Genomic DNA, 23,056 nt, shown 5'->3' on the forward strand with positions numbered 1-23,056 from the left:
CTGGGATAGGAGGGGCGTCATGAATCCGGAGATGGAAGAGAATATACATTTGAATGATTTATCATTTATACGCTTGTGTTCCGATAATTACGGAATTAATAAGGGAATTTACAATACAATCGACGCTTGGTTCTACAACCAAGGGGTAACAAATATACTGGATCGTCGTAAAAATATTTTACTTTTTCTAGAGTACTTAAAGAGAAAGCGAAACAAAGCACAGTCTAAACAGAAGTTTGGAAATGGCGGCTTAACAATAAACTTACAGGAGTATTTTTTCGGCACCACTTCAAAAGCTGCTTCCAGCTTCTAAAGTTACTATGGTCATAGAAGAGAGGGGTTGAAATAACATGACTTATATAGGTAGCACAACAAGAAAATCCCTGCTTATTAATGGAAAATGGATAGAAGCAAAAGAATATACTTAATTGCGTTCTCCTTACTAAGGAGAAGTGATTTCGAAAATTCTACTGGCTACAGAGGTGGAGATCGATCAAGAAATTGAAGCGGAATACAAAGCTCGAAAATTTATGGCCAAAACGCCGGCTCATCAGCGCGCGAAGATCTTAGAAAACCTCGTCAAACTACTAGAAGAACGTGCGGGGGAAGCTGCTGAAATCATTACCTTAGAAGAGGCCAAACCCATTACAACGGCTAAAGGAGAAGTAGCCCGAACAATTGAAAACTACAAGTTTGCAGCGGAAGAAGCAAAAAGAATACATGGGGAGACATTGCCATTAGATGCGGCCAGTGGCGGTGAAAATAGGCTTACCTATACGAAGCGCGAACCGATTGGTATAATTATAATCGGCGCGATTACTCCCTTTAACTTCTCCATGAATCTTGCGGCTCACAAAGTAGGTCCAGCGATTGCGAGCGGTAACACGATTGTGTTGAAACCTGCTTCATAAACACTATTGTCTGCATTTTTTATTGCAGAACTTCTTCAGAAAGCTAGTTTGCCAGACGGAGCGTTAAATGTCATTACGGAGAGTGGCAGGATTGTTGGGGATAAAATTGTCACCGATGACAGAGTGAACATGATCACGTTTACAGGAAGCCGGCTAGTTGGAATCAGCATTCGGAATAAAGAAGGATTGAAAATAGTCACATTGAAGTTTGGATCAAATGCTGCAGCAATCATTGATAAGGAAATTAAGCTTGGTAAGATAATCTCCCGATGTGTAAATGGAGTGGATAAAAGAGACTGAACAATCAGGCGGAAAAGCAGAAGGAAATATACTTCATCCCACTGTTCTTTTGGAAGCAAAAGCGGATTTGAGAGCCTCGTGTCAGGAAGTACTTGCTCCGATTATTTTAATAAATAAAGTGAAGTCCGTTGAAGAAGCCATTGAGAAAGTAAATGATTCACGTTACGGTCATTTATACGAATGACATTCATACGGCATTAGACGCAGCGGGTAATCTGCACGTCGGAGGCGTTATGATTAATGATATTCCCACTTTCCGAGTGGATAACATGCCATATGCAGGAGTGAAAGAAAGCGGAACTGGTCGGGAAGGCTTGAAATATGCCGTAGAAGAAATGACAGAGCTAAAGCTTGTTGTCTGGAATCGTAACTAGGAGGATATAAAGATGCCTTACTATGCAGCATTATTGCATATGATCGATACTGAAAAAAACAAAGAAACAAGACCCTTTCATATCGATTATTTAGATGAATTAGATAAGCAGGGGAAAATTTACGCAAGAGGCCCTTTTTCAGATGGATCTGGAGGGTTGGTAGTGTATATTGCCGACACATTTGAAGAAGCCCATTTATTAGCAGAAAAAGATCCCCATGTTATTGAAAAAGCTCGGCGTCTTGAGCTTAAAGAGTGGCAAGTCGTTTAAGAACAAATTTGGGCAAGTTGGACATTGGGAATGATTGATCCAAAAGAGGTCGAAAAAAACTCTGTTTCTATACTCCTCGATCATGAATCTAATACAGAAAGTATGATTGAGAAAGCTGCAGCTCAGGAAGTATTAGCAAAATTGATTGGTAGGGAACTAGAACAATAAAGTATAGAATTTACAGTACAAAAAAAGTGGCATGAAAATGCGAGTGAAGGGGGATGATAATAAAAAATTTGGAGGGAATTTGTTGATAAAAGTGTGAAGTATAGACAAATTCGATAAAAACAGCTTCGATTCAATTTACTATAAATAATCGTTCATCTACAGAAGTCTCTTTCCATCCTTAAAGAGTCTTCTGTAGATTTTTTATATCGAAGATTTATTGCATTCTTGGATTTTTGGTATAAATTAGAACAAATTGAAGGTAACCTTTAGCTAATAGACTACCGCTGATAGAATATAAGAAGAGGTTTTTCTCAATATTAAATGATGCCCGCGTGTGATAAGAAAAAAGATGCATAAACTGTCTACTAAAAAGGGCGTATATGCATTGAAAAAATGTAAGAAAAACAAAGGTGATGAGAGACTGATGGACATGCGGAAAACAAACCTGCGTAAAAATATAAATTTTACGCAGGTTTGTTTCTAAGTGTACTCGACTAGATAAGACGCTTCATAAAAAGTTAAAGATAGTACTTTTCTTCAAATTAACAACAACCTCCCAATCTCTATAAACCATTTTTATTAAAAACTATTTAAATTGTAGGCAGAAAACTCATTGCTTATTTCCTCGATTTTTTTCCATCTCGTTCATGAACCGCTGGCTGTCTCTATCCGAAAGGTTCGTATAGAGGGAAGTGGTCTCAATAGAGTTATGCCCAAGCTGATCTCGAAGCAGGACGAGATTCCCTCCATTGCGAAGCCATTCGCTTGCGAAAGAATGGCGTAGCTTGTGGGGGCTTAATGCTTTTCCATAGGTGAAAGCCTCTGTATATTTTTTAAGATTCTTCTGTATTGCCCTCACCGTAATAGGCTGCGCTTTTCCCTTATACTTAGAGAGAAAAACATATATATCACTGTCCGTCGCTCCATACCGCTGTTTTCGTATGCTTAGATACGCTTGCAGGTCTGACATAGAAGAAGGGAGGACGTTCACTGAGTCGGCTTTTCCTCCTTTTCGGATCACATCTATCTGATTTTTTGGTATATCGATATCCGAAAGGGTGAGACTCGCGATCTCGCTGACTCGGGCACCGCTGCCCAGCATTAAGGAGATCATCGCCACCTCCCGTTCCTTGTCTCTGATAAAAAGGGACTTTTGCCGTTTGGAAAGGGTATGTTCATATTCATTTTTCATAAAAAAGAGGAAGTTCTGTATTTCTTCGGTATTTAGGATTACGCTGTTGATACGCCGTGCTCTGTGATTGGCTGTTTCTTTATCTTTTGCCGTCGTAATTTTTGCCATCACATTCCGGTAAAAATAGCATTCTCCATCATCGTCTTCCGTTTCTTTTGTCAAATAGTTAAACAAAGATTTAAGGGCTTGTATATACCGCGTCACGCGAGCAGCAGAACGGGTCTTCCATACGCCTTGTCGTTCCTCTATTTTTTCTTCACTTAAATAATCAATGAAAAATTCTACCTCTTTTTTTCGAAGTTTTTCCAAAACCGTGTAGGGAATAGAGGCATTATCAGGCTCACTAGCAATGCCTTCTAATCGGAGCCATTCAAAAAACTTTTTATAATCGTAAAGATACTCCAGCAAAGTGGTAGAGGAGAGCCCAGCACGTTTTTTGGCCCGGACATATTCTTTTACATAATCAGGCATTTGCTTTAATTGTTCTTCTATCCGGATTTCGGCTTGCTGATATTCTCTTGATGAAGAAGGCATGATGATCACCGCCATAGTTTATTATTCAAAAACAATCAAGTGTACGCCAAACACAATTTTTGCGAACAGTTTACATAATTTTATTATTCTAAACTGATTAATATAAGAGAATGGTTTTCGTAAATTGCATGAAATCAACTAAATGGTTTTCAAGAATTTTTTGCAAGATGTCCAGATTGATATCCCGATAACCATGAATCGCTATATTCCTAAATCCCACCATCGCTTTCATTTTGGAGGAGAGAGAGGAGGGAATAATCCCGTGATCTTCCAAGAGCGTGAAAGCATCCCGACTACTCTGCGGCAAGCCGAGCTTTTTATCGGCCACTATGTGCATGGCGAGATCAATACTGGCCTCGCACGCCCGCTGGAGGTTTAAAATAATCGAGTCCTGCTTGGTGCAGTTCTCTAGATTTTTAGGCGTATTGTTGTATTCTTCATGTATCCGCTTAATATAGCGTTCAATCATACTGGCTTTGTTTAAAACCACATCACTTTTCATAAACAGACCCACTTTCGCCTATATTTTTCAGGATGGGGGAACGTTCTTCGTTTAACTTGGCATACATTTTCAAGGTGTGTAGCTCCCAATAAGCTTTCTTCTGTTCGTCTGCGCAATAAATCGCCTTGCCCGTGGAAACTATTTGTGCTTTAAAAACTGTGCTCGCTTGGTCTAAATCAATCAAGTCTACATCCCGATTAAGCTTTGCTGCCAGCTTTTGAGCAAGCAAAAAGAGTTCATATTGGTCGATTTTCTCCTCACTGCTGAGAAAGGCGACATCAATGTCGCTGTCCTGATGTGTAATGCCTTTAGCCGTTGAACCGAATAAATAGATTAAAACTGGAGATACGTCTTCATTTAGCGTTTCTACGATCATGCTCTCCATATTTTTATCCAATATTAAAAGACCTCCGTCAATTTTGTCCTAACAAATACTTGCTGCTATTTTATATGATTACCAAAGTAAGCTCTGGAATGGAATCTGGTCGGTTTGCTCTTAGTTATGGAGTCTGTAGAGATTCTATCACTGTTCATGATGCTCAACAAAACGAGTTAAGGGTCACCATCATCTTAGGAATTTTCATCAATATCCATGTTTAAAAGACGACTTTATGTGACGTGGCAGCTATCGATTCCTTTTTCTTTCGTTTACTCAAATATGTACGCGCCAACCAAACCCATCCATACATAAATACAGAGACGCTCAACCAATATAAAGGATTTGATGCTGTTAATACTCTGTCGTTTAATAGAAAAATAAAAAAAGCAGCACCGCCAACGAGATAAACACTTACCAACATTAATTTCATTAAGAACTTGCTGGACATTCTCATGAACCAAACCTCCTAAAAATTGAAATGATAGCAGCTAATCATTCACGTTGTGATTGGTGATCAAGTTTAGCTTATCTACGTTTCACCATGGAATAAGTTTCATTATAACGGGAGGTTTGGTTCGTATTTTGCATTTTGATTTCGTCAGGGATAGTTTACCACATTCTCGTTCCATTTCCTATTTAATTGTTCGTCAAATAAGAATTTGGCGAACAGTATGAAACTCAGAGAAAGCCTCCTCCTTGTACAGTTGAACTGCGACAAGAAATGACGGTTGACACAAAAGTCTTTGTTTTTTGGTAACTTAAGAAGACTATTTCAATCGGTCTTCCTATCTTCTTTGTGTTTCTCTAAATAATTTGTATATCTGTTAGTAGCCATGTTCATTCTTTGTGATAAATCTATATCTAAAGATACATTGAATGGATTGTCAACACTAAATCAGACAGCCTTTTTAAGGGACGATCGTTTGTATTCAATCGGGCTTACATAGCCTAGTGTTCCGTGAATCCGCCGCTTATTAAACCAGTTAACATAATCACTGAATTCCAGCGTAAGATGCTCAAGGCTATTAAACTTCATTTGGCTGACAAACTCTGTTTTGATGATTTTAAATGTGGCTTCCGCCACGGCATTATCGTATGGACAACCTTTCATGCTTAAAGAGCGGCCAATCTGGAAGGCCGCTAACGTTTCATCGATGAGCTGGTTTTTGAACTCGCTGCCACGGTCGGTATGGAACATCTGGATGTCCCGCAGATCACCTTGAATCGAAGAAAAAGCCCGTGCGACAAGGTTTGCATCCTTGTTTGGTCCCGTGCTGAAGCCAATAATTTCGCGGTTGAAGAGATCGACAAAGATACATACGTAATGCCATTTGTTTTTGACTTTGACGTATGTTAAATCACTGACGACTACTTTTTTGGCTTCTGTCTGCTGAAACTTGCGTTTCAATTCATTCGCCTGGGATGACTCATTACACGGAGCTTTTTGTGGCTTGAACTGTGCCACTGTATAGGAAGAAACAAGCCCCTGCTCCTTCATGATGCGTCCAATACGTCTTCTGGAGACTGTCAGTCCACGCTTGTGCAGTTCGACTTTGATCTTGCGCGTGCCGTAGGCACTTCGGTTTTGTTCAAAAATCTCTATCACAGCGCCGGTTACATCGTCTTCTGCCTGACGTTCTTTGGCATCATAATAGTAGGTACTACGTGAAATTTGCAGGACGCTGCACATTGCTGATACCGAGTATTTGTCTTTATTTCGCTTAATGACATTTACTTTCGTCCCATGATCAGCGCGGCTTGCTTTAAAATATCATTCTCCATTCTAAGCTGCTTTAGTTCCTTGCGGAGTTCCAAAAACTCCTGCTGTTCAGGAGAACGATTGTCTTTCTCTTTAAAAGAACCGGAGGTTTCATCCTGATTGATCCACCGGTCGAGAGATGACGGAGTCAGATCATATTCATCAATAATAGCTCGCTTCGTTTTTCCATTCTGGTACAGCTGCACCATTTGCTTTTTGAACTCGGGCGTGAAGGTGCGGCGTTCTCGCTTTGTCATAGTTGGAGCTCCTCATCTGTTTTAGGTCAAGTGTACGTGACCTTAATTTTTCTGTCCAGATAAGTGTAGACGCTCCAAAAGCTATATAAGCGTAGAATCGGTTGCTGGTCTTACTTCCTTCTCATGCTCCCTCTCACTCTCTTATATGTATCCCGTTTGGTGCCCATAAGCTCTAAAATATCTCTTCTGGATAACTTCTCTTCAGCAGAAACAGCAGCTAATTTCTCTTTATCAGCTGCAGATAAGTGCTCTTTCATCTTCATTTTTATCTCCCTTTCAATAAGCACCGCCTTGCGCTATTTGCTTTTATATTTTTTTAGGTTCTCCGTATCCATTCAATCTCCCAGGAGGATAGCTAGGATTGTGGAAACGGCAGGCCCTTATTGCACCACGCCTTGCATTGGACTTTCACCAACTGCATCCCCATGACGATCGTGCGCAATCCTGCTAGGCTCCGGTTACTCCCCCTGTACAGCTGGTAACCTTCATCGCCATTCGATCCATCCGAGTGCACCATTGATAAAGGAGTTAAAGAAAAGATGCGTCTCCTACCAGCCAGGTAACTAGCTGATAAGAAAATATTACCGCCAATATAAAAATAAAAAGGTGCCCAAAAGAAGCGTTCACTTAGGGATTGAAGAAAAACTTAAATGAACAGCTTCAAGCGGGGCAAAAAAGACCACATAAGAGTTTTATACTCCTGTGTGGTCTTTTTAACATTCAGCTAACTTTGTCCCAATAGTTCTATAATTAATAGTTTATCTGCGATATCCTTAATAAAATGAGGAATTTCCTCTATATGTTGTGCAATAGCTTTAGCTTTTCCTGGCTTTGAAGAAATATGATATTTTTCAGAAATAGTTTGTTCCATTGAAGTATAATCCTCTATTGCTGTACGCAAATAGGATTCAAAGTCTTTACCGAAGTATGCATAATCGGCTCTAACAATACAATTTTCAGTTTCTGTATCCCATTCTTCTTCGCAAAAGATGCCATTAAACACATCCCTAGTTTTTGATGCATTCCTGTCACAATCAAATATAGCATAACAATTGTAACCGTATGCTTTAAATAACCTCCAGTACAAGGGGATTGCATCCTTACCGCGACAATTAACAATTTCGGTTCCATGTTCAGCTAAAGAATACCCACTACGTTTTAAATACACTGGCAGAGCAAAATATTCAGTAGCTCCCTCTACTAAAATGATTGTTTCAGCAAACATTCCTTTTAACTGGTCTGAAAATAGTTTTGTCGAGTAAAAATCAACTATATTTTCTGGTGACACACAATTCTCTGGAACACCTGACCCTATACAAAAATCGCAAAGTTGCTGAGCGGATAGTTGTATTGCTTTAGTAACTCCACCCTCTTTATGTACTCGAACAAGTCCGTCTAAGTATTCTGCATCTATGAACTCTGCGGAATGTGTTGAAATGATTACTTGAATACCACATGAACACATATCTACAACATATTCCTTTAACCATCTTTGAGCTAAGGGATGGAGATGGGCTTCTGGTTCTTCAATAATCAACACAAAATTTTCACCTGTGAATACTTCCATATATGCTTTAACAAAAGCCATTAACAAGACTTGCTGTTCACCAGTGCCGAATTCTTCAAATCCACGAATATTATCTCCCTCTTTTGCATAGATCCGAAGTGACTTTGCATAATTGTTTGGATCATAGGCTGAAAAATCCACAGCCAACGAGTGAACAAACCCTTTTACTGCCCCCTTTAGAGCTTCAGAAAATCGATTAAAAAAACCAGAGAATTCATCAGTCTGTTCAAAGGATGCTGTAATTTGATTAAAGGCTTGTGATAATTCATCTTTATGCTCTGTACTTAAGGCTTCATGTATCTTCTTTGAAAACTTGCTTAACAGAGAGTAGCTACTACTATAATTAAAAGCACTCTGGATATTTCTTTCAGCATCAATCAAGTAGGACTGACAGGCAGAACGTTGTTCGTTTGTGGGATATATTTTATTTCCACTGCCATCGTGCAAAAGATTATTATTAGCCTGTCCATTATAGCCATAACTTACAGCTATAACGTCATGTCCATTTCCTCTATTATCATAATATAAAGGCTCAGTGAATTTAGCGGTAATATGTGCGGTAGGATATTCATTTTGATTACGTTTAAAATAATCACTTTCCAACATCTCGATATAAGTTGGATATCTTTCACCAAGTAATCTATTTATAGCTGATAATATATTAGATTTTCCTGCGTTATTCGGTCCGAATAGAACAAGAGGCTTATTTGGAGGAATTTTAAGAGCCACTCTTTCTATCGACCGATAATGTTTAATTAAAAATGCTTCTAACCTCAACCTTTCATCCCCCTAAATTAAATCACTCTGCCAATACTTCCTTAATAATCTGAGCCATCTGTTTGTTGTTTAACTGATCACGGAAATAAACAGTGTATCCATCTTTCGAGAGCATATCAAAGAAAACACGAGCACAATCAATTTTTGCTTTTTCTGTACCACGTAAGTCGGATTTATTTTCTACGTCTTTTGTTTCGACTACAATGTTAAGCTCTTTCTCACCGGAAGTCCTTCTTACAACATACATGAAGTCTGGACTGTACATTCCACCAGTAATAGTCGGTATGGCAATGCTGCTACGTGGAATTTTTCCATATACAATGACTTCTTCGATGTCCGACATAATATTCTTTTGTTCCAACGGTGAGTCATAAGCGAAAGCATCATATAAATACTTCTCGCTTGGTGTTCCTGGAGCTATCTTTGTGCCGATACGTCCCTGTGCAATATCTTCACGTGGAGAACCGTCTGAATAGGTAAGTGCTGTTGCACCAACAGGCGTATTGCTTTTTGCATAATGGAATCGACCTTGCAAATTATTGCTTCTCCAGTCATGAAATTGTTGGATAAACATGCTGACAGAATTTCCATTAATACGTTCTGGATTTATAGTTCCATTCCTCTTAACATACTCACACAATGCCTCATGCAATACTTTAATTGGAATGTTTGTAGCATTTGTGATCCTCTTAAGAAATTCATTGTAGGGAATAGGTTTGGATACTATATATTGGGCGCCTGTATCTGAAACAATCATCATCTGTGAGCCATTGCTCTTAACGATATCTCTGGAGCTAGTCATGACAACGTCTGTAAAAACACCGGGTTTTTCCAGCAAAGATAAAACAACTTTAGCCATATCAGCATCCAGATCATCATCATAGAAAAGTAGGTATCGTTGATTGATTGCTTCCCATAATTCGCGTATTTCACTGTAAACAGCTTTGCGGATTTTTACAGGTCTTGGTTTTGCTACATTTCGGTCTTTTACCTTACCTGAAGACAATCCTGTAGCAAAGTCCGGGTATTCTGCAAAGAAAGCGTCCCTTGTATCGGGTTTTATATTTAATCGCCTGTCTATGTAATGTTTATCATATAGTGCATCAAAAAGTTCATCTGAAGTCATGCCAAGCTTCTTGGCCACTTGTTCCAATCTTTCTTCGCTAATAGAAGAAGCTTGTGGAATTTCTCCGTTTATTTGGTCTATTAATCGTTTAGCAAAGTCTGCCTCTGTGAAGTCGACAATATAATTAAGCTGGAATTCTTCATTGGAGATTCGATTACCATTCTCATCTACAGGCAGTCGTAAACCTCGTCCAACCTCTTGCAGTTTACTGTTTTCACTTCCACTAGAACGAAGTTTAGCTATCGTAAATACATTAGGGTTATCCCAGCCCTCTTTAAGTGTCCATTTTGAAAATAGAAAACGTAAAGTGTTATAGCTACCGTCTTTATTCTTGAAAGAGAGAAGGTGTTTTTTTCCATGAAGGATAGTTTCTACTTCTTTTGCTATATCTTCATCCGAATCGCTATTGTCCTGTGAAAAATAGCCTGCATGGCAAGCAGAAATATCTGCAAGACTTGCTTCCAAATATGCCCGATATTCAGTATCATGCTCACTGAGGGTAGATAGCACCGATTCTATCCGTTCCTTAAGCAATTTCTCAAAAGCTTGTAATAGATAAGGGGTTTTACCTTCCTCGTTTGGTCGATATGATGATATATCATCGATAAAAAATAATGCCAATGTCTTGATCTTGAAATTGCGACCACAGAAGTTTATTTTTTCTGTTTCAAAATGACGCTCAAGGGCAAGACGCATCATCTGCTCTTGATAAGAGGTCATATAGATATCCACATCCAATTCCTCACCAGTTGACTTTTGAATACCATTAGAAAACTCAACTGTTGATTTGCCAATAGCATGAACCGTAATTCCCTCGAAAGCTTCATTAATGATAGATAGTGAATCTCCAGTTTTAAGAGTAAATGTTTTAGTCGATTCATCACGCTTTTTATACTGAAAGGTAACAGAATCCTTGCTTGTGATGGAAGTGATTTTCACCTTTTCTTCACGCTTGGATACCGGTTCAAAATGCTCCTTCGTTACTCCCTTTATCAAATTTTGATTAAAAGATTCACAGGCATTTAAATCATAGAGCAGGTTTTGGTAGTCTTTTACGGTTATTTTGTTTTTTCCACGTCCACTTGTAGTTTCAGGGAAGGTAGCACCAAAGCGTATAATACACTGTGGTTTTATTTCATCAACGATAACCTTAAATGCCTTCTGGTCACGAGAAAATCTATGTGGCTCATCAATAATAACAACAGGGTTTGTTGCACGAATAGCATCAAGTGGTCTATAAAAACCTTCTACTCCATAATCATAGTCGTCACGGCTAAGCATACCATTTGATCGGACAACAAGTAATTGCATATTAACTAATAATACATAAATCTTCTTCGTGTTCTGGCAAGAACCTTTTACAAAGTCGCTCACAACACTCGGGAAATAGGAGCGACCCTTTTTCTTGTTTTTTGGCGCTTCTAGTACTCCAACCTCAATTTCTGTACCATAGCCACAAACATCGGAAAAATGTCGCTTTACATATTCATCACGCAAAAACTGCGCTGTTCCCGCTTTAATCGCAAGTGAAGGCACAGCGATAATAAACTTATTAAGTCCGTAACGTTTATGAAGCTCATATATAGTATGAGTATAAACGTAAGTCTTTCCTGTACCGGTTTCCATTTTAATATCAATATTCAAGCAGTCATTAATAGGCATACTGCTTCGATATTCTGAAGGTATATTTTTTTGAATTTCTCTAATATTTGCAGCTAGTTTAGGATCAGAAAGAGAAATGCTTGGATTTTCATAAAATTGTACAGGAGAAGTTATCTGTACCCCATTCAAAGCAGCACTTATTGCATCTACAGCTTTTTGTTGGTGTGGTAATCCTCGTTGTAGGATAAGTTCCATAACATACCCTCCAATCAATAACGGATATCGAAGTTGATACGCAAGTTTTTCTCTGTATCCTTCAACCGTTTCAAATTAATTTTTAAAGCTTCCATTTCCGTCCATGTAAAACTATAACCGAATAACACCACGTTCTCAGGATTAAAGCTGCCGTCAGTTTCATATTTTACTACAATGGCTTCAATCGCCTTATTAGACAATTCCGGGTCAATTAGGTAAAGATGTTTTCCTATATAATAGCCATTGTATCCAGCAAAATTTAACTCCTCAGCATCTGCTGTAAGTCCATATCCATCTCTAACAAGCCACGTTGCAAGGACGGTAGGTTTTCCAAAATCACTAAGAATGTCTTTGTCAGCAAATAATTTATTTTCAGTAGGGTCAAACTTTTCAATCTTGTCTAGAGTATCGCTAGCTGGCTCGACAAGTGTATAATGCTTAAAGCCAAGATCCGCTGTTGTATCTGGATAATCAGTTTTTATTGCTTTTGCAGCTTGCTTAATACGATCCATTCCGATTTGATCAATAGTAGAATAACCACACTTATCAGCTATGCTGCCTTCTTTAACTTTCTCTGGTATCTGCACCATGATATATTTACGTGTTCCTCCATCCTCTGCATTAAGTGCCATAACGGCATGTGCGGTAGAGGTAGACCCGGAAAAGAAATCCAGAATAATTGCATCATTATCTGCGAAAGCAATAACCCTCTGTAACATCGCAGTCAGTTTTGCTGTGTCAAAAACAGTTTTCCCAAACAATCTTTTTATTTCGGATGAGCTTCCAACCAATAAATCCATCCAAGAAGTATTTAACAGCGTTGAATCTGTCGGTGGTATATAGTGTTCAGGTTTACCGGAATCGGATAGCCGAAGAAGATCACAGTCATCATCTTGATTTGAATACCATTCATCAATTTGCTCTTGTGTGATTGACTTTTCATCAACACCTATATCATTTAACATCTTTTTATAATTTTCGATGGCAAGATAACTACGCTCTTTGCCCCAACGCCACTGACCACTCTCTGGTGTGATTCCAAATAAAGGATACCGCATCGTTGGACGGTCAGTTCCGCGCCAGTGATTATTCCAAGAACCTTGACGCATATCATCAAGTAGTTTCATTTGTTTAGGAAATCTATAACTAGAATTTCTCGAATAAAATAGCAAGTATTCAACACTTTGACCAAGTTTATCCCATGTTTCAAACTGTGCTTGAACAGATTTTGCTCCTCTACGAATAGCGATTTGATTTCGAAAATTATCTTCTCCAAAAACATCATCACATAAAAGTTTAAGATTATGATTCTCGTTGTCATCAATAGAAATGAAGATTAAACCATCATCGGATAGCAAATCCCTAGCAAGCAAAAGACGTGAATACATAAACATCAACCATGCAGAATGAGACGCTGAACCACGCTTTGTTAGATCGAGAATACGTTTTGCCTGCTCTTCACTTATACTCAACTTTTCAGATAATTCCTCTATAGTAAAATTGAAGCTGTCATTGTAGACAAATCCGTCTGTTCCCGTATTATATGGCGGATCAATATATATCAATTTGACTTTGCGTGAATAGGACTTCAAGAGATGCTTTAATCCATCAAGGTTGTCGCCACTTATGTAGATATTTTCACTGTTCATATTTTCTGGTTTTAAGTTATGTTCCTCGTCTGGCACAACAACTGTTGTAGTATCAATTGAAGCCAGCAATCGGGCATAGTTTTTACCCAAAAACTTAAGTTCATAACCCTCTCCCGTTACAACAATCTTATCACTTAAAAATTCCTTAAACCGCTCAATATCAAAGGATCCATCTGCCTTAAAACATGAGGGGAAATTTTCTTTTAATACAGCCATTTCTCGACTGTTCGGTGTTGCACTATCATTGGCATTCATAATATCCTTAATCATTGTTATCATTCACCTTGCCTTTCTCAATTTTATCAGGTACAAACTCTAAAATATCACAGATGTCACATTCTAAAGCTGTGCATATTTTTTGAAGTATTTCTGTATTTACATTTTCGTTTCTGCCAAGCTTTGTGATAGTTGCCGAGCTAACACCGGAAAGGCGTTGCAAATCTTTCTTTTTCATATTCTTATCGATTAGCAGCTTCCATAGTTTGTTATAATGTATTGCCATTTTTTGCACCTCCCACAAATATAAATAATTATATCACAGAAACACGCTATAAACAGTATAAATTTTTAATTTCACATTATTTTTCATCTGTTTCAATCATAATCTTCTATTTACGCATTTAATCAAAGGGGTTCAAATCAAGACTTTTAGACAAAAAAGTCGGAAAGTCTAATTGAAAAATCCAAAACTACAGCATTCAGCCTTCTTAAACTAAATATCGCTTTAGCTCAAATTTGAGCAAAAGCATAAGCATTACAGCCGTCTTTTTTGGAAAATAGACAGGCTGTTTTTGTATTTTTAGGGGTTCGAATCAATAGAATTCTTCGCTTATAGATGAGGAAGAAAAATATTTTTAGAAAATCCTCAACTAATGTGATCTACCAAGGCTATAAGGTGAGAGGAAAAATAATCCCCCAACGAAAGTATAGTTTTTCTCTCATTGCTCCTTGACAACTGAATACCCCGAAATGCAAGAGATACTTCAAGGTGAATATGCCATGACAAGATTTCGAGCGTATTCCTTGAAAGATAACGAGGTTGTGTCAAACAAGGCAAACCCTCTGGAACCGTAGCGTTTCGGGTCATTTATAACAGGCAAGGAGGTGAAATAACTGAATACACAATATGAAAACTTGCCGCAGATGCTTAAAGATAAGCCACAGTTTTGCTGTTGGAAATATGAAGAACGAAGTGGCAGAAAAACCAAAGTTCCCTATAACCCAGTAACAGGAAAAAGGGCAAAACCAAATCAACGTGGTACATTTAAAGATTTTAATTCGGCGGTAGCTGCTATAAGTGATTATGACGGTATCGGATTTTTGGTGGGTAATGACATATGTGTTATCGACTTAGATGATTGCTTTGATAGCAGCGGTAAGCTTAAGCCTGTTACCCAAATTGTTGTAGAGGCTTTTAGTGGTTGCTATATGGAACACAGTCCATCTGGGAAAGGGTTGCATATTTTCTTTAAGGCCACAGGCTTTAACTTTGACAAAACAAAATACTATATCAACAACAGAAAGCTGGGAGTTGAGGTCTATGTGGCTGGAGCAACAAATCGTTTTGTTACCGTAACAGGCAATGTATTTGTAGATGGTGATATAGCGGAGAAATCGAATGAATTACAGATGATACTAGACAAGTATATGCTACGTCCTACCACTGTGAAGCAACTTCTGGATAGAGAAAGCCAATCCTATCTGTCTGACAAGTCTGTTATTGAGAAGGGTTTAAAATCGGCAAATGGAGAAAGGTTCAAAGCATTATGGCAAGGGGATACATCAGGCTATGCTTCTGCCAGTGAAGCTGATTTGGCACTTTGCGGTATGCTGGCATTTTGGTGTGGAAGAGATATTGGACAGATTGACAGACTTTTCCGGCAGAGCGGCTTAATGCGGGATAAATGGAATAGACCACAGTCTGGCAGTACTTATGGAATGATAACCATAGAAAAAGCTATCGCAAATGCTACTGAAATATATAAACCAGGTGGCAAGCGTTCATCAGCTACAGAAGATTTTGGTGAATGTTCTCTTACTGACTTTAAGCCTGAGAGTAACGATCGCTACCCTTGGACGGATATTGGGGCAAGCAGGCTGTTTGCTGATTATTATAAATCTTTAGCCCGCTTTGTTCCCGAAAGGAAGATGTGGTTTTGCTACGAGAATGGTATTTGGATTCCTGATGTAGGTAATCTCAAAGTGATGGAAATGTGTAAATCATTGGCTAACCAACTACTAACCTATGCTTTGACTATTCAGGATGAACATCAAAGAAAGGCATACATTGACTATTGCCGAAAGTGGCAGTCAAGAAGATACCGAGAAACGGTTCTTAAGGATGCACAGAGCGTATATCCCATATCAATGGCTGAATTTGACCAAGACCCGCAGATGTTCAACTGTTCCAATGGCACATTGTTTTTAATATCTATGGATTTTAATCCCCACAACAGCGAGGACAGACTTACAAAGATATCTGGTGTTAAATATGACCCAGAAGCAAAAAGTGAGCGATGGGATAGATTTATTCATGAGATTATGAGCGGAGATGAGGAAAAGGCAAAATTCCTCCAAAAAGCCTTTGGTTACAGTATTAGCGGAGACACTCGGTATGAATGCCTGTTTGTTCTCTATGGTGCTACAACTCGAAACGGTAAAGGTACGCTATGTGAGAGCATTCTTAAGGTATTAGGCAGTTATGGCTGTACCGCAAGGCCAGAGACTATCAGTCTGAAAAAGAACAATAACAGTTCAAGTCCAAGTGAAGATATTGCCCGGCTTGCAGGAGTACGCTTTGTGAATATCTCCGAACCTAGCAGAGGACTTGTCCTAAATGCTGCACAGGTAAAAAGCATGACGGGTGGTGACACCATCAATGCAAGGTTTCTACATGAGAATTCTTTTGACTTTTCGCCAAAGTTTAAGCTGTATATCAACACCAATTATCTGCCCGTTATTACGGATATGACGCTGTTTTCTAGTGGCAGAGTGGTGATTATTCCTTTTGAACGACACTTCGATGAAAGCGAGCAGGATAAAAACTTAAAACGCGAATTCGCCAAACCGAAGAATCAGAGTGCTATCCTCAACTGGCTAATTGAAGGCTATCAGCTGTTAAAGAAGGAGGGCTTGATTTTACCTGATTCCGTTAAGACAGCAACAGAGGCTTATAAGCGTGACAGCGATAAAATAGCATTATTTTTCGAGGATGCCTTGGAGGAAAGTCCTAATAGTGAGGTGCGGACATCCGAAGTGTATGCCCGGTATCAGCGTTGGTGCAGTGCCAATGGATGTTATTCGGAGAATGCAAGAAACTTCAAACAAGCATTAACAGCTATCGCCCGTGTAGAACGGAAACGACCACGTTCTGGTGGTGGAATGACCACAATGCTTATCGGATATAAGCTGGTTGAAGAAGAATTTCTTCTTATTTAAACACAGTGTAGCAGCTTGTAGCAAGAAAAACAGGTTATATAAAAAATCGCTCTCGTATAGAGAGTTTAGTTTTTACCTGCTACATCTTGCTACAAAGCTTAAAACCAGTGAAAACAATGGATACAACTCCATGTGTTAATACCTGCCCCTAGGGGAGGTCAAATCTCCACACTTTTTCATCTGGACAACGGGCGTGGGGCAACGCATAAAAAAACGCGGTTTCAAACGGGGTATATACCCCACAATCCATTTTAATTTAGGAGGTAAAGGATTATGGCAACATCAACAACTTATAATAGAGCGTTTTGGAATGTTATGAAAGGAAAAGAAGAAAATAATCAAAATCTAAGCGAGGGCTTTGATAATGCAGGAGCCTATGTCGCACCAGATGAGTTCAGAGAAGGCTTTAACACTGCTTTGGCAAAGGAGAATATATTCCGCAGATTTGCTACTGTTATCAATCTATCTTCTGCAGAAGGTAAAATTCAAGCGGTATCCTCAACGGGTACAGCAGATTGGGTTGAAGACGGAGATCCAATCCCCGAAAGTGCCGATACATTTACACAGTTTCTGGTGAAATCATACAAGCTGGCATCTCTTGTCAAGCTAAACCGCTCATTCGTCACCGATATGAACTTTAATCTTGAAAAATATCTGATGGGTGATTTTGCGAAGCGTTTTGGCAAGGCTGAGGAAAATGCATTGCTTAATGGAAATGGCACAACTCAGCCAACAGGTATCCTTACAGCAGATGCAGATGTAACTACAGCAGATAGTGCTATTATCTCTTTTGACGAGATTATTTCGCTGTATTTTTCATTAAAAGATGAATACCGAAATAACGCTGTGTTTATCATGCATGATAATACAGCCATGCTCCTTAGAACCCTTAAAAATACAAGCGGTAGTTATCTGTGGAATTCTTCAGATAACACCATTTTCGGAAAGCCTGTAGTTACCTCTCCATATATGCCTACATTATCTGCAGGAGCAAAAAGCATTGTATTTGGAGATCTATCATACTACTGGCTGATTGAGCGTCAGCCAATAACAATAAAAAAATTAAGTGAATTATATGCATTGCAGGGGCAGATTGGCTTTTCTGCTTACGAGAGATTGGATGGGAAGCTAATTCAACCGGATGCTCTGAAAATATTACAAATAAAAGCTTAAATGATGGATTAGGCACTGAGTCATCAATTCGGCTCAGTGCCAGTTCCTTCAAAACATCGGACAGGAGGTCACGATATGGAAAACCAAAGTAACTGCCGCACAACCAAATCCGATATCGGAGGTACGGTCTATGTGGTGGAATCACGAATAAGTGATTCAGCAAAGGAAAGTGTATATTCCAAGCTGAAACGACTGATTACAGTCAACGCAAAAAGCCTTTCAAAGTTATCTGATAGTTCATATAAACCCACGGAAATCAACTCGACTTCTTCAAGGTAGTACGGTAATATACATAGTGCTAAACCGCTTGAAGACTGTCGGAAATGGAGGATAAAAATGAATAGACAGTCAACATTTAGCACTATACGTAAATCAAAATTAGCATTTGAAGAAGCGAAAATTACTGCTCTTTACTGCAGGCTTTCACGTGATGATGAGCTTGCAGGAGACAGCAACAGCATAGTAAACCAGAAGGCAATTCTAAAAAAATATGCTGAGGACAACGGTTTTCGCAACATCGAATTTTATGTGGATGATGGGGTCAGCGGTACAACTTTTGATAGACCAGACTTTAACCGCATGATTGCAGATGTAGAGTCTGGTAGAGTCGGAACGATTATAATCAAGGATATGTCCCGTTTCGGCAGGGATTACCTTAAGGTAGGCTATTACACAGAGATTATGTTTCCTGAAGCGGATGTACGATTCATTGCTATTAACAATGGTATTGATAGTGCAAACCAAGCAGACAGTGACTTTACACCGTTTCTTAACATTATTAATGAATGGTACGCTAAGGATACTAGCAAGAAAATCCGTGCTGTGTTCAAATCCAAGGGACAGTCTGGCAAGCCGCTCTGCACCAATCCGCCTTACGGTTATATTAAAGACCCTGAAGACAAGTTGCACTGGATTATAGATGAGAAAGCCGCCGAAGTGGTCAGAGATATTTTCCGACTGTGCATGGCTGGCTTTGGACCCACGCAGATAGCAAAGCAACTTGAAAAGCGATGCATTGATACACCTACGGTGCATCTTCGCAAAATGGGTATTAACACTCCAGCAAGACCACCTGAAAACCCATATGCTTGGTCGGCTCGTACCGTATCAGATATTCTGGCTAAAATGGAATATTTAGGTCACACGGTAAATTTCAAGACTTCTAAAAAGTCATATAAGAGCAAAGTCAAGATATTGAACAATCCAGAAGATTGGCTGGTTTTCAAAAATACCCATGAAGCAATTATTGATGAGGGTACTTGGGAAACAGTGCAGAAAATTAGAGATGGCAAGCGAAGACCATCACGATTAGGTGAAATGGGAATGCTTTCTGGCATGATGTTTTGTGCCGACTGTGGAGCAAAGCTGTATCAGGTTAGAGGCAAGGGATGGACACACGATAAGGAATACTTCGTTTGTGCGACTTACCGCAAGAAAAAGGGTATGTGTAGTTCACATCAGATACGCAATGTTGTAGTGGAACAGCTTCTTTTAGAAGACTTAAGACGTGTAACCTCCTTTGCCAAAGACCATGAACAGGAATTCATTCGTATAGTTATGAATAATTCAGAAAAGGAACTTGCCAAGGAACTCCGCCAAAGTCAAAAGGAGTACGAACAAGCACAGACTCGTATTGCTGACATAGACAAAATCATTCGGAAACTATATGAGGACAATGTGATGGGCAAAATTCCCGAAGAGCGTTTTTACAAGATGTCGGCTGAATATGAAGCCGAGCAGAAGGTCCTGGAAGAAAGGATAATCAAATTAAAGCATACCATTGATACAGCAAATGAACAGTCCCTCAATACCGACCGCTTTTTGGCACTGGTTAAAAAGTACACAGAAATTACAGAATTGGATGCAGAGATTATCCGAGAGTTCATTGATAAAATTATAGTATTTAAGGCTGAAAAGGTAGATGGCCGCAGAACCCAGCGGATTCAAATTTTTTATAACTGCATTGGCGCTATCGATTTACCAAAATAAACGAAAAAACGGCATAGCCGAATATCAACGACTATGCCGAATTTTTCAGGAATTATAAATCCCTATCTGACCGCTCCTAAATGGTACCCATTTTGTCCGGAATTTGTCCGATTTTTGTTCGTTTTTTGTCCGTATAGATGTAGCTTTGAAATAATGTTTAATTGAAACAATATTATTAATCTTTATAAACGAACAAAAGAAAAGAACATGTTTTGAAAAAAAGATTGATCAAAATATACTACTAATATTTTCAATTGACTCATTCTTTTATAAAAAATTTGATCACTTCTATCTATATTTCTCAACAATCGTGCCATTTTTACTTGAATGAGTACTAAAAGCTATCTGTTAATCTTTTGGACAAACCTCATATTAATCACAAGGGTAAAAAAGATGATTGGGTATAACAATGCAGAATACCAAAGCTTCCACTCATTGTGATAAAAAAATCCAGTCTGTATAGAAATCCATTCAAAAAAAGTGGAGAAAATAGACCAGCATAGGATGTATAGTAATTTTATTGATATTTTTTGTTCAAAAGGAAAAAAATTGAGAAATAATAAGCTAATTGTATGGAGTAAACAAAATAACGGGACTTGGCCAAATTAAAAAATCCCTAAACTTCAGGATTTTGTCTACACTTTTTTATATTGAGAGTGAATCTGTTCCAGGTGAATCTTTTGGAGATCTAGTTCTGAGAGACCTTTTTTTCTCCTACTGCCTTGATGAGGGCGATCTCATGATACATCGCCTCAGAAAGAATCCCCTTTTTTATCCTCTTACTGATTTCCACAAAAAGGCCGGCTAAAAGACTATCTGGCAGTTGTTCGTATGAAGACAAAAGTTCCCCTAATCCAAATCCTTATATATACAATATAATATCGGTATTTTCATACATTATTGAAATAAAATGTAAATCCCTTGATGAAGAAAAAATCAAGAAGAAAGACCTGTAGCGCCTTTCAACAGCGCTACCTACAGTAGCCTAAAACTTTAAAACTTGCATGAAACCATAACGAAAGTGAAAACACAACTTTGGTTTCCAAAAATCAGCTATCTCTCTCAACTTGCATCACTTATTTTTCCCTTTGCTATATTCGCATAAAATTTGTTCAGTATGCATTTGGCTGGACCTCTTTTTTACAGAGAGTTCCTTGTGAAATTTCGCAATTATATTCTCTCACCATTAGGACAGGTGCTTCTCTTAACCTTATTCCTTTTTGCGTTATTAAAAGAAAACGCTTTGCCGCTTTTTGAATTAATCGTATTAAAAGAGCGCAACCATTTAAGATTCATTTAGTGATTCATTCTTTGGTTCTTTTTCCTAGCCTTTTACTTAACTGTTCCTAGTGATTGTGTTATGTAGGAGCCGATTCTATGGAAAATAAGGGAACCAATTTATATTGTCAAGATTATTTAACGGACCCTAAAAAATGGGGTAATTTTACCTTTTTCGTGGTATACTCATTAGACACCGGCAAATAAATAATAGAGGTACTTTAAAATGAAATATTATGGTCAAATCAGTTTTATCAGTATCGTACTTATTTTCTCGTTCATATAGGTTCTTTTTTGGGTGAATTGGTTCATAAGCAGATGATAGATGGCCTGCTGTCTTTAGCCATTGTCTGGTTTATCGGCATACAGTATGATAAAATGCGTTTTTATGCCTATCATGATGACCCGACGGAAATATATAATCGAAGATTTGCCTTAAATATGTTTTCAAAAAGGAGCGCAAGATCTTCCTATTCTTCTTTGGCAGTTTTTATGGTAGGTGTATCATTTCAAAGAGATAATCGATTCGGCCACAAATCGGGAGACTGCACTTTAAAAAGGCTGTCGATGCTGCTAGATCATACCAGAAAATCCGATATGCTCGTCCGCTGAGGCGGCGACGAATTTGTCATTATTGCCCCTAATTTTATTCCTGAGGATGTGGAAAAGTTCGTGGACAGGTTGGAAGAGGAAATATTCGATCAAAGTACGCGAGCCGAACCCTCCATAGGAATTGGAATTTCGATTGAATATGCCTTTTATCCGGAGGAAGGCCGTTCACTAGATGAACTTCTTTATGTTGCTGATCAGAAAATGTATAAAGCAAAAACACAGGCAAATAAAGTGCTTTTCAAGGAGCAGGCGACATCAACGCATAATCAAACGTTCTTAAAATAAAAAGATAAAAAGGAGCGATTTTAATGCTGCGAGATAGCGAAACCGTAAGATGGCAAGGAACCTTAATGTTTAAACATAAAAAACTATTGAGGAATGATAGTAAGAATGATTACAAACTCTCCCATCCTCATCCTGACGAAACACAAGCCAAAGAAATGGAGCAGCTTTTAATTAAAAGTTTGCAGGAAAACACTTTGTTAAAAGTTTGCAGGAAAACACTTTGTTAAAAGTAACCGCTTGGAAGAGTGGATGCCTTGTATCAAGAGTCGGGAAAGTCACAAAAATTGACCGCTACAGCAAGAAAGTTACCATACAAGGTGAACGGGGTTCATCTTGCATCCTAAATCTTCTTCATATTATAAGTATAGTCACGCTGTAAAAGTTTTTTAAACCTGAAGAAATAAAGAAGGCTCAAAAAGGCTTATTCCCGAGAACATGTTAAAGCAATGTGTAAACCTCATCTAAAGGAACCACCCTCTTTCCCTGTCTTCCGCAAAGTCTTTATACCATTAGGTTGTGAATGCTTGGCATCCGAAGTAAAACACCCGTGTGTAAACTTTATTCATGCTTAATACTCAACTTGTTTGGGTTGTACAAAAAAGGAGAAGGGCAAGCAACCTTCTCCTTTTTATATGAGTTTGAATAACATTCCATTCAAT

18 protein-coding genes and 2 pseudogenes are annotated in these 23,056 nt (G+C 38.6%); 10 read left to right on the forward strand and 10 right to left on the reverse strand.

The window, feature by feature from the left end:
• The first annotated feature begins 19 nt into the window (after positions 1-19).
• From MKZ02_RS23745 to MKZ02_RS23760, 4 genes and pseudogenes are all read left to right on the forward strand, one after another.
• A complete protein-coding gene (locus MKZ02_RS23745) occupies positions 20-313 on the forward strand; it encodes a hypothetical protein (RefSeq protein WP_340856884.1) in 294 nt (97 codons plus the stop codon).
• Positions 314-428: 115 nt separating this feature from the next.
• Positions 429-1,585: pseudogene (locus MKZ02_RS23750) on the forward strand (aldehyde dehydrogenase family protein).
• 12 nt (positions 1,586-1,597) lie between these two features.
• A complete protein-coding gene (locus MKZ02_RS23755) occupies positions 1,598-1,855 on the forward strand; it encodes a YciI family protein (protein WP_340856886.1) in 258 nt (85 codons plus the stop codon).
• A 30-nt stretch (positions 1,856-1,885) separates the two neighbouring features.
• Positions 1,886-2,023 carry a hypothetical protein gene (locus MKZ02_RS23760; protein WP_340856887.1) on the forward strand — a complete coding sequence of 46 codons (138 nt, stop codon included), beginning with the start codon at positions 1,886-1,888 and terminating at the stop codon, positions 2,021-2,023.
• Positions 2,024-2,633: 610 nt separating this feature from the next.
• On the opposite strand, the gene xerS is transcribed toward MKZ02_RS23760, so the two are convergent.
• The 10 genes from xerS to MKZ02_RS23810 all read right to left on the reverse strand — a co-directional run bounded on the left by xerS (position 2,634) and on the right by MKZ02_RS23810 (position 14,124).
• Positions 2,634-3,749 carry a tyrosine recombinase XerS gene (gene xerS / locus MKZ02_RS23765; RefSeq protein WP_340856889.1) on the reverse strand — a complete coding sequence of 372 codons (1,116 nt, stop codon included), beginning with the start codon at positions 3,747-3,749 and terminating at the stop codon, positions 2,634-2,636.
• Between the two features lie 97 nt (positions 3,750-3,846).
• A complete protein-coding gene (hepT, locus tag MKZ02_RS23770; RefSeq protein ID WP_340856890.1) occupies positions 3,847-4,251 on the reverse strand; it encodes a type VII toxin-antitoxin system HepT family RNase toxin in 405 nt (134 codons plus the stop codon).
• Positions 4,241-4,651 carry a type VII toxin-antitoxin system MntA family adenylyltransferase antitoxin gene (gene mntA, locus MKZ02_RS23775; protein ID WP_340856944.1) on the reverse strand — a complete coding sequence of 137 codons (411 nt, stop codon included), beginning with the start codon at positions 4,649-4,651 and terminating at the stop codon, positions 4,241-4,243. Before mntA ends, hepT begins: the two co-directional genes overlap by 11 nt.
• Before the next feature lie 196 nt (positions 4,652-4,847).
• The gene (locus MKZ02_RS23780; protein ID WP_120038391.1) at positions 4,848-5,084 is read right to left on the reverse strand and encodes a hypothetical protein; all 237 of its coding nucleotides are present in this window, start codon (positions 5,082-5,084) and stop codon (positions 4,848-4,850) included.
• A 441-nt stretch (positions 5,085-5,525) separates the two neighbouring features.
• Positions 5,526-6,646 (reverse strand): IS3 family transposase gene (locus tag MKZ02_RS23785; protein ID WP_340856892.1). Its coding sequence is split into 2 segments (ribosomal slippage): positions 5,526-6,397 and positions 6,397-6,646, totalling 1,122 coding nucleotides; the frame shifts between segments, so codons are not numbered across the junction.
• A gap of 110 nt (positions 6,647-6,756) precedes the next feature.
• A complete protein-coding gene (locus MKZ02_RS23790; RefSeq protein ID WP_340856893.1) occupies positions 6,757-6,909 on the reverse strand; it encodes a hypothetical protein in 153 nt (50 codons plus the stop codon).
• Between the two features lie 461 nt (positions 6,910-7,370).
• A complete protein-coding gene (locus MKZ02_RS23795) occupies positions 7,371-8,990 on the reverse strand; it encodes an ATP-dependent nuclease (protein WP_340856895.1) in 1,620 nt (539 codons plus the stop codon).
• 22 nt (positions 8,991-9,012) lie between these two features.
• On the reverse strand, positions 9,013-11,973 hold the full coding sequence (locus MKZ02_RS23800; RefSeq protein WP_144928087.1) for a type III restriction-modification system endonuclease: 2,961 nt from the start codon (positions 11,971-11,973) through the stop codon (positions 9,013-9,015).
• 14 nt (positions 11,974-11,987) lie between these two features.
• Positions 11,988-13,892 (reverse strand): DNA methyltransferase, encoded by a 1,905-nt coding sequence (locus tag MKZ02_RS23805; protein ID WP_222125550.1) that lies wholly within the window; start codon positions 13,890-13,892, stop codon positions 11,988-11,990.
• Complete coding sequence (locus MKZ02_RS23810) at positions 13,885-14,124, reverse strand: helix-turn-helix domain-containing protein (protein ID WP_012103576.1); 240 nt, start codon at positions 14,122-14,124, stop codon at positions 13,885-13,887. Before MKZ02_RS23810 ends, MKZ02_RS23805 begins: the two co-directional genes overlap by 8 nt.
• A 641-nt stretch (positions 14,125-14,765) precedes the next feature.
• Here MKZ02_RS23810 and MKZ02_RS23815 point away from each other — a divergent pair.
• The 6 genes and pseudogenes from MKZ02_RS23815 (at position 14,766) to MKZ02_RS23840 (ending at position 22,624) form a co-directional block, all read left to right on the forward strand.
• Positions 14,766-17,060: a phage/plasmid primase, P4 family gene (locus tag MKZ02_RS23815; RefSeq protein WP_340856900.1), complete on the forward strand. Its 2,295-nt coding sequence runs from the start codon at positions 14,766-14,768 to the stop codon at positions 17,058-17,060.
• Between the two features lie 273 nt (positions 17,061-17,333).
• Positions 17,334-18,233, forward strand: coding sequence for a phage major capsid protein (locus MKZ02_RS23820; protein WP_340856901.1), 900 nt, complete (start codon positions 17,334-17,336; stop codon positions 18,231-18,233).
• Between the two features lie 75 nt (positions 18,234-18,308).
• Positions 18,309-18,512, forward strand: coding sequence for a transposon-encoded TnpW family protein (locus MKZ02_RS23825; protein ID WP_340856903.1), 204 nt, complete (start codon positions 18,309-18,311; stop codon positions 18,510-18,512).
• Between the two features lie 57 nt (positions 18,513-18,569).
• The gene (locus MKZ02_RS23830; protein ID WP_340856904.1) at positions 18,570-20,222 is read left to right on the forward strand and encodes a DUF4368 domain-containing protein; all 1,653 of its coding nucleotides are present in this window, start codon (positions 18,570-18,572) and stop codon (positions 20,220-20,222) included.
• A gap of 1,656 nt (positions 20,223-21,878) precedes the next feature.
• A pseudogene (locus MKZ02_RS23835) lies at positions 21,879-22,397 on the forward strand (GGDEF domain-containing protein).
• Between the two features lie 23 nt (positions 22,398-22,420).
• Positions 22,421-22,624 (forward strand): hypothetical protein, encoded by a 204-nt coding sequence (locus MKZ02_RS23840; RefSeq protein ID WP_340856906.1) that lies wholly within the window; start codon positions 22,421-22,423, stop codon positions 22,622-22,624.
• Positions 22,625-23,056: the final 432 nt, after the last annotated feature.

The sequence above is a fragment of the Pseudobacillus sp. FSL P4-0506 genome, assembly GCF_038003025.1.
Lineage (GTDB): Bacteria > Bacillota > Bacilli > Bacillales > Domibacillaceae > Pseudobacillus.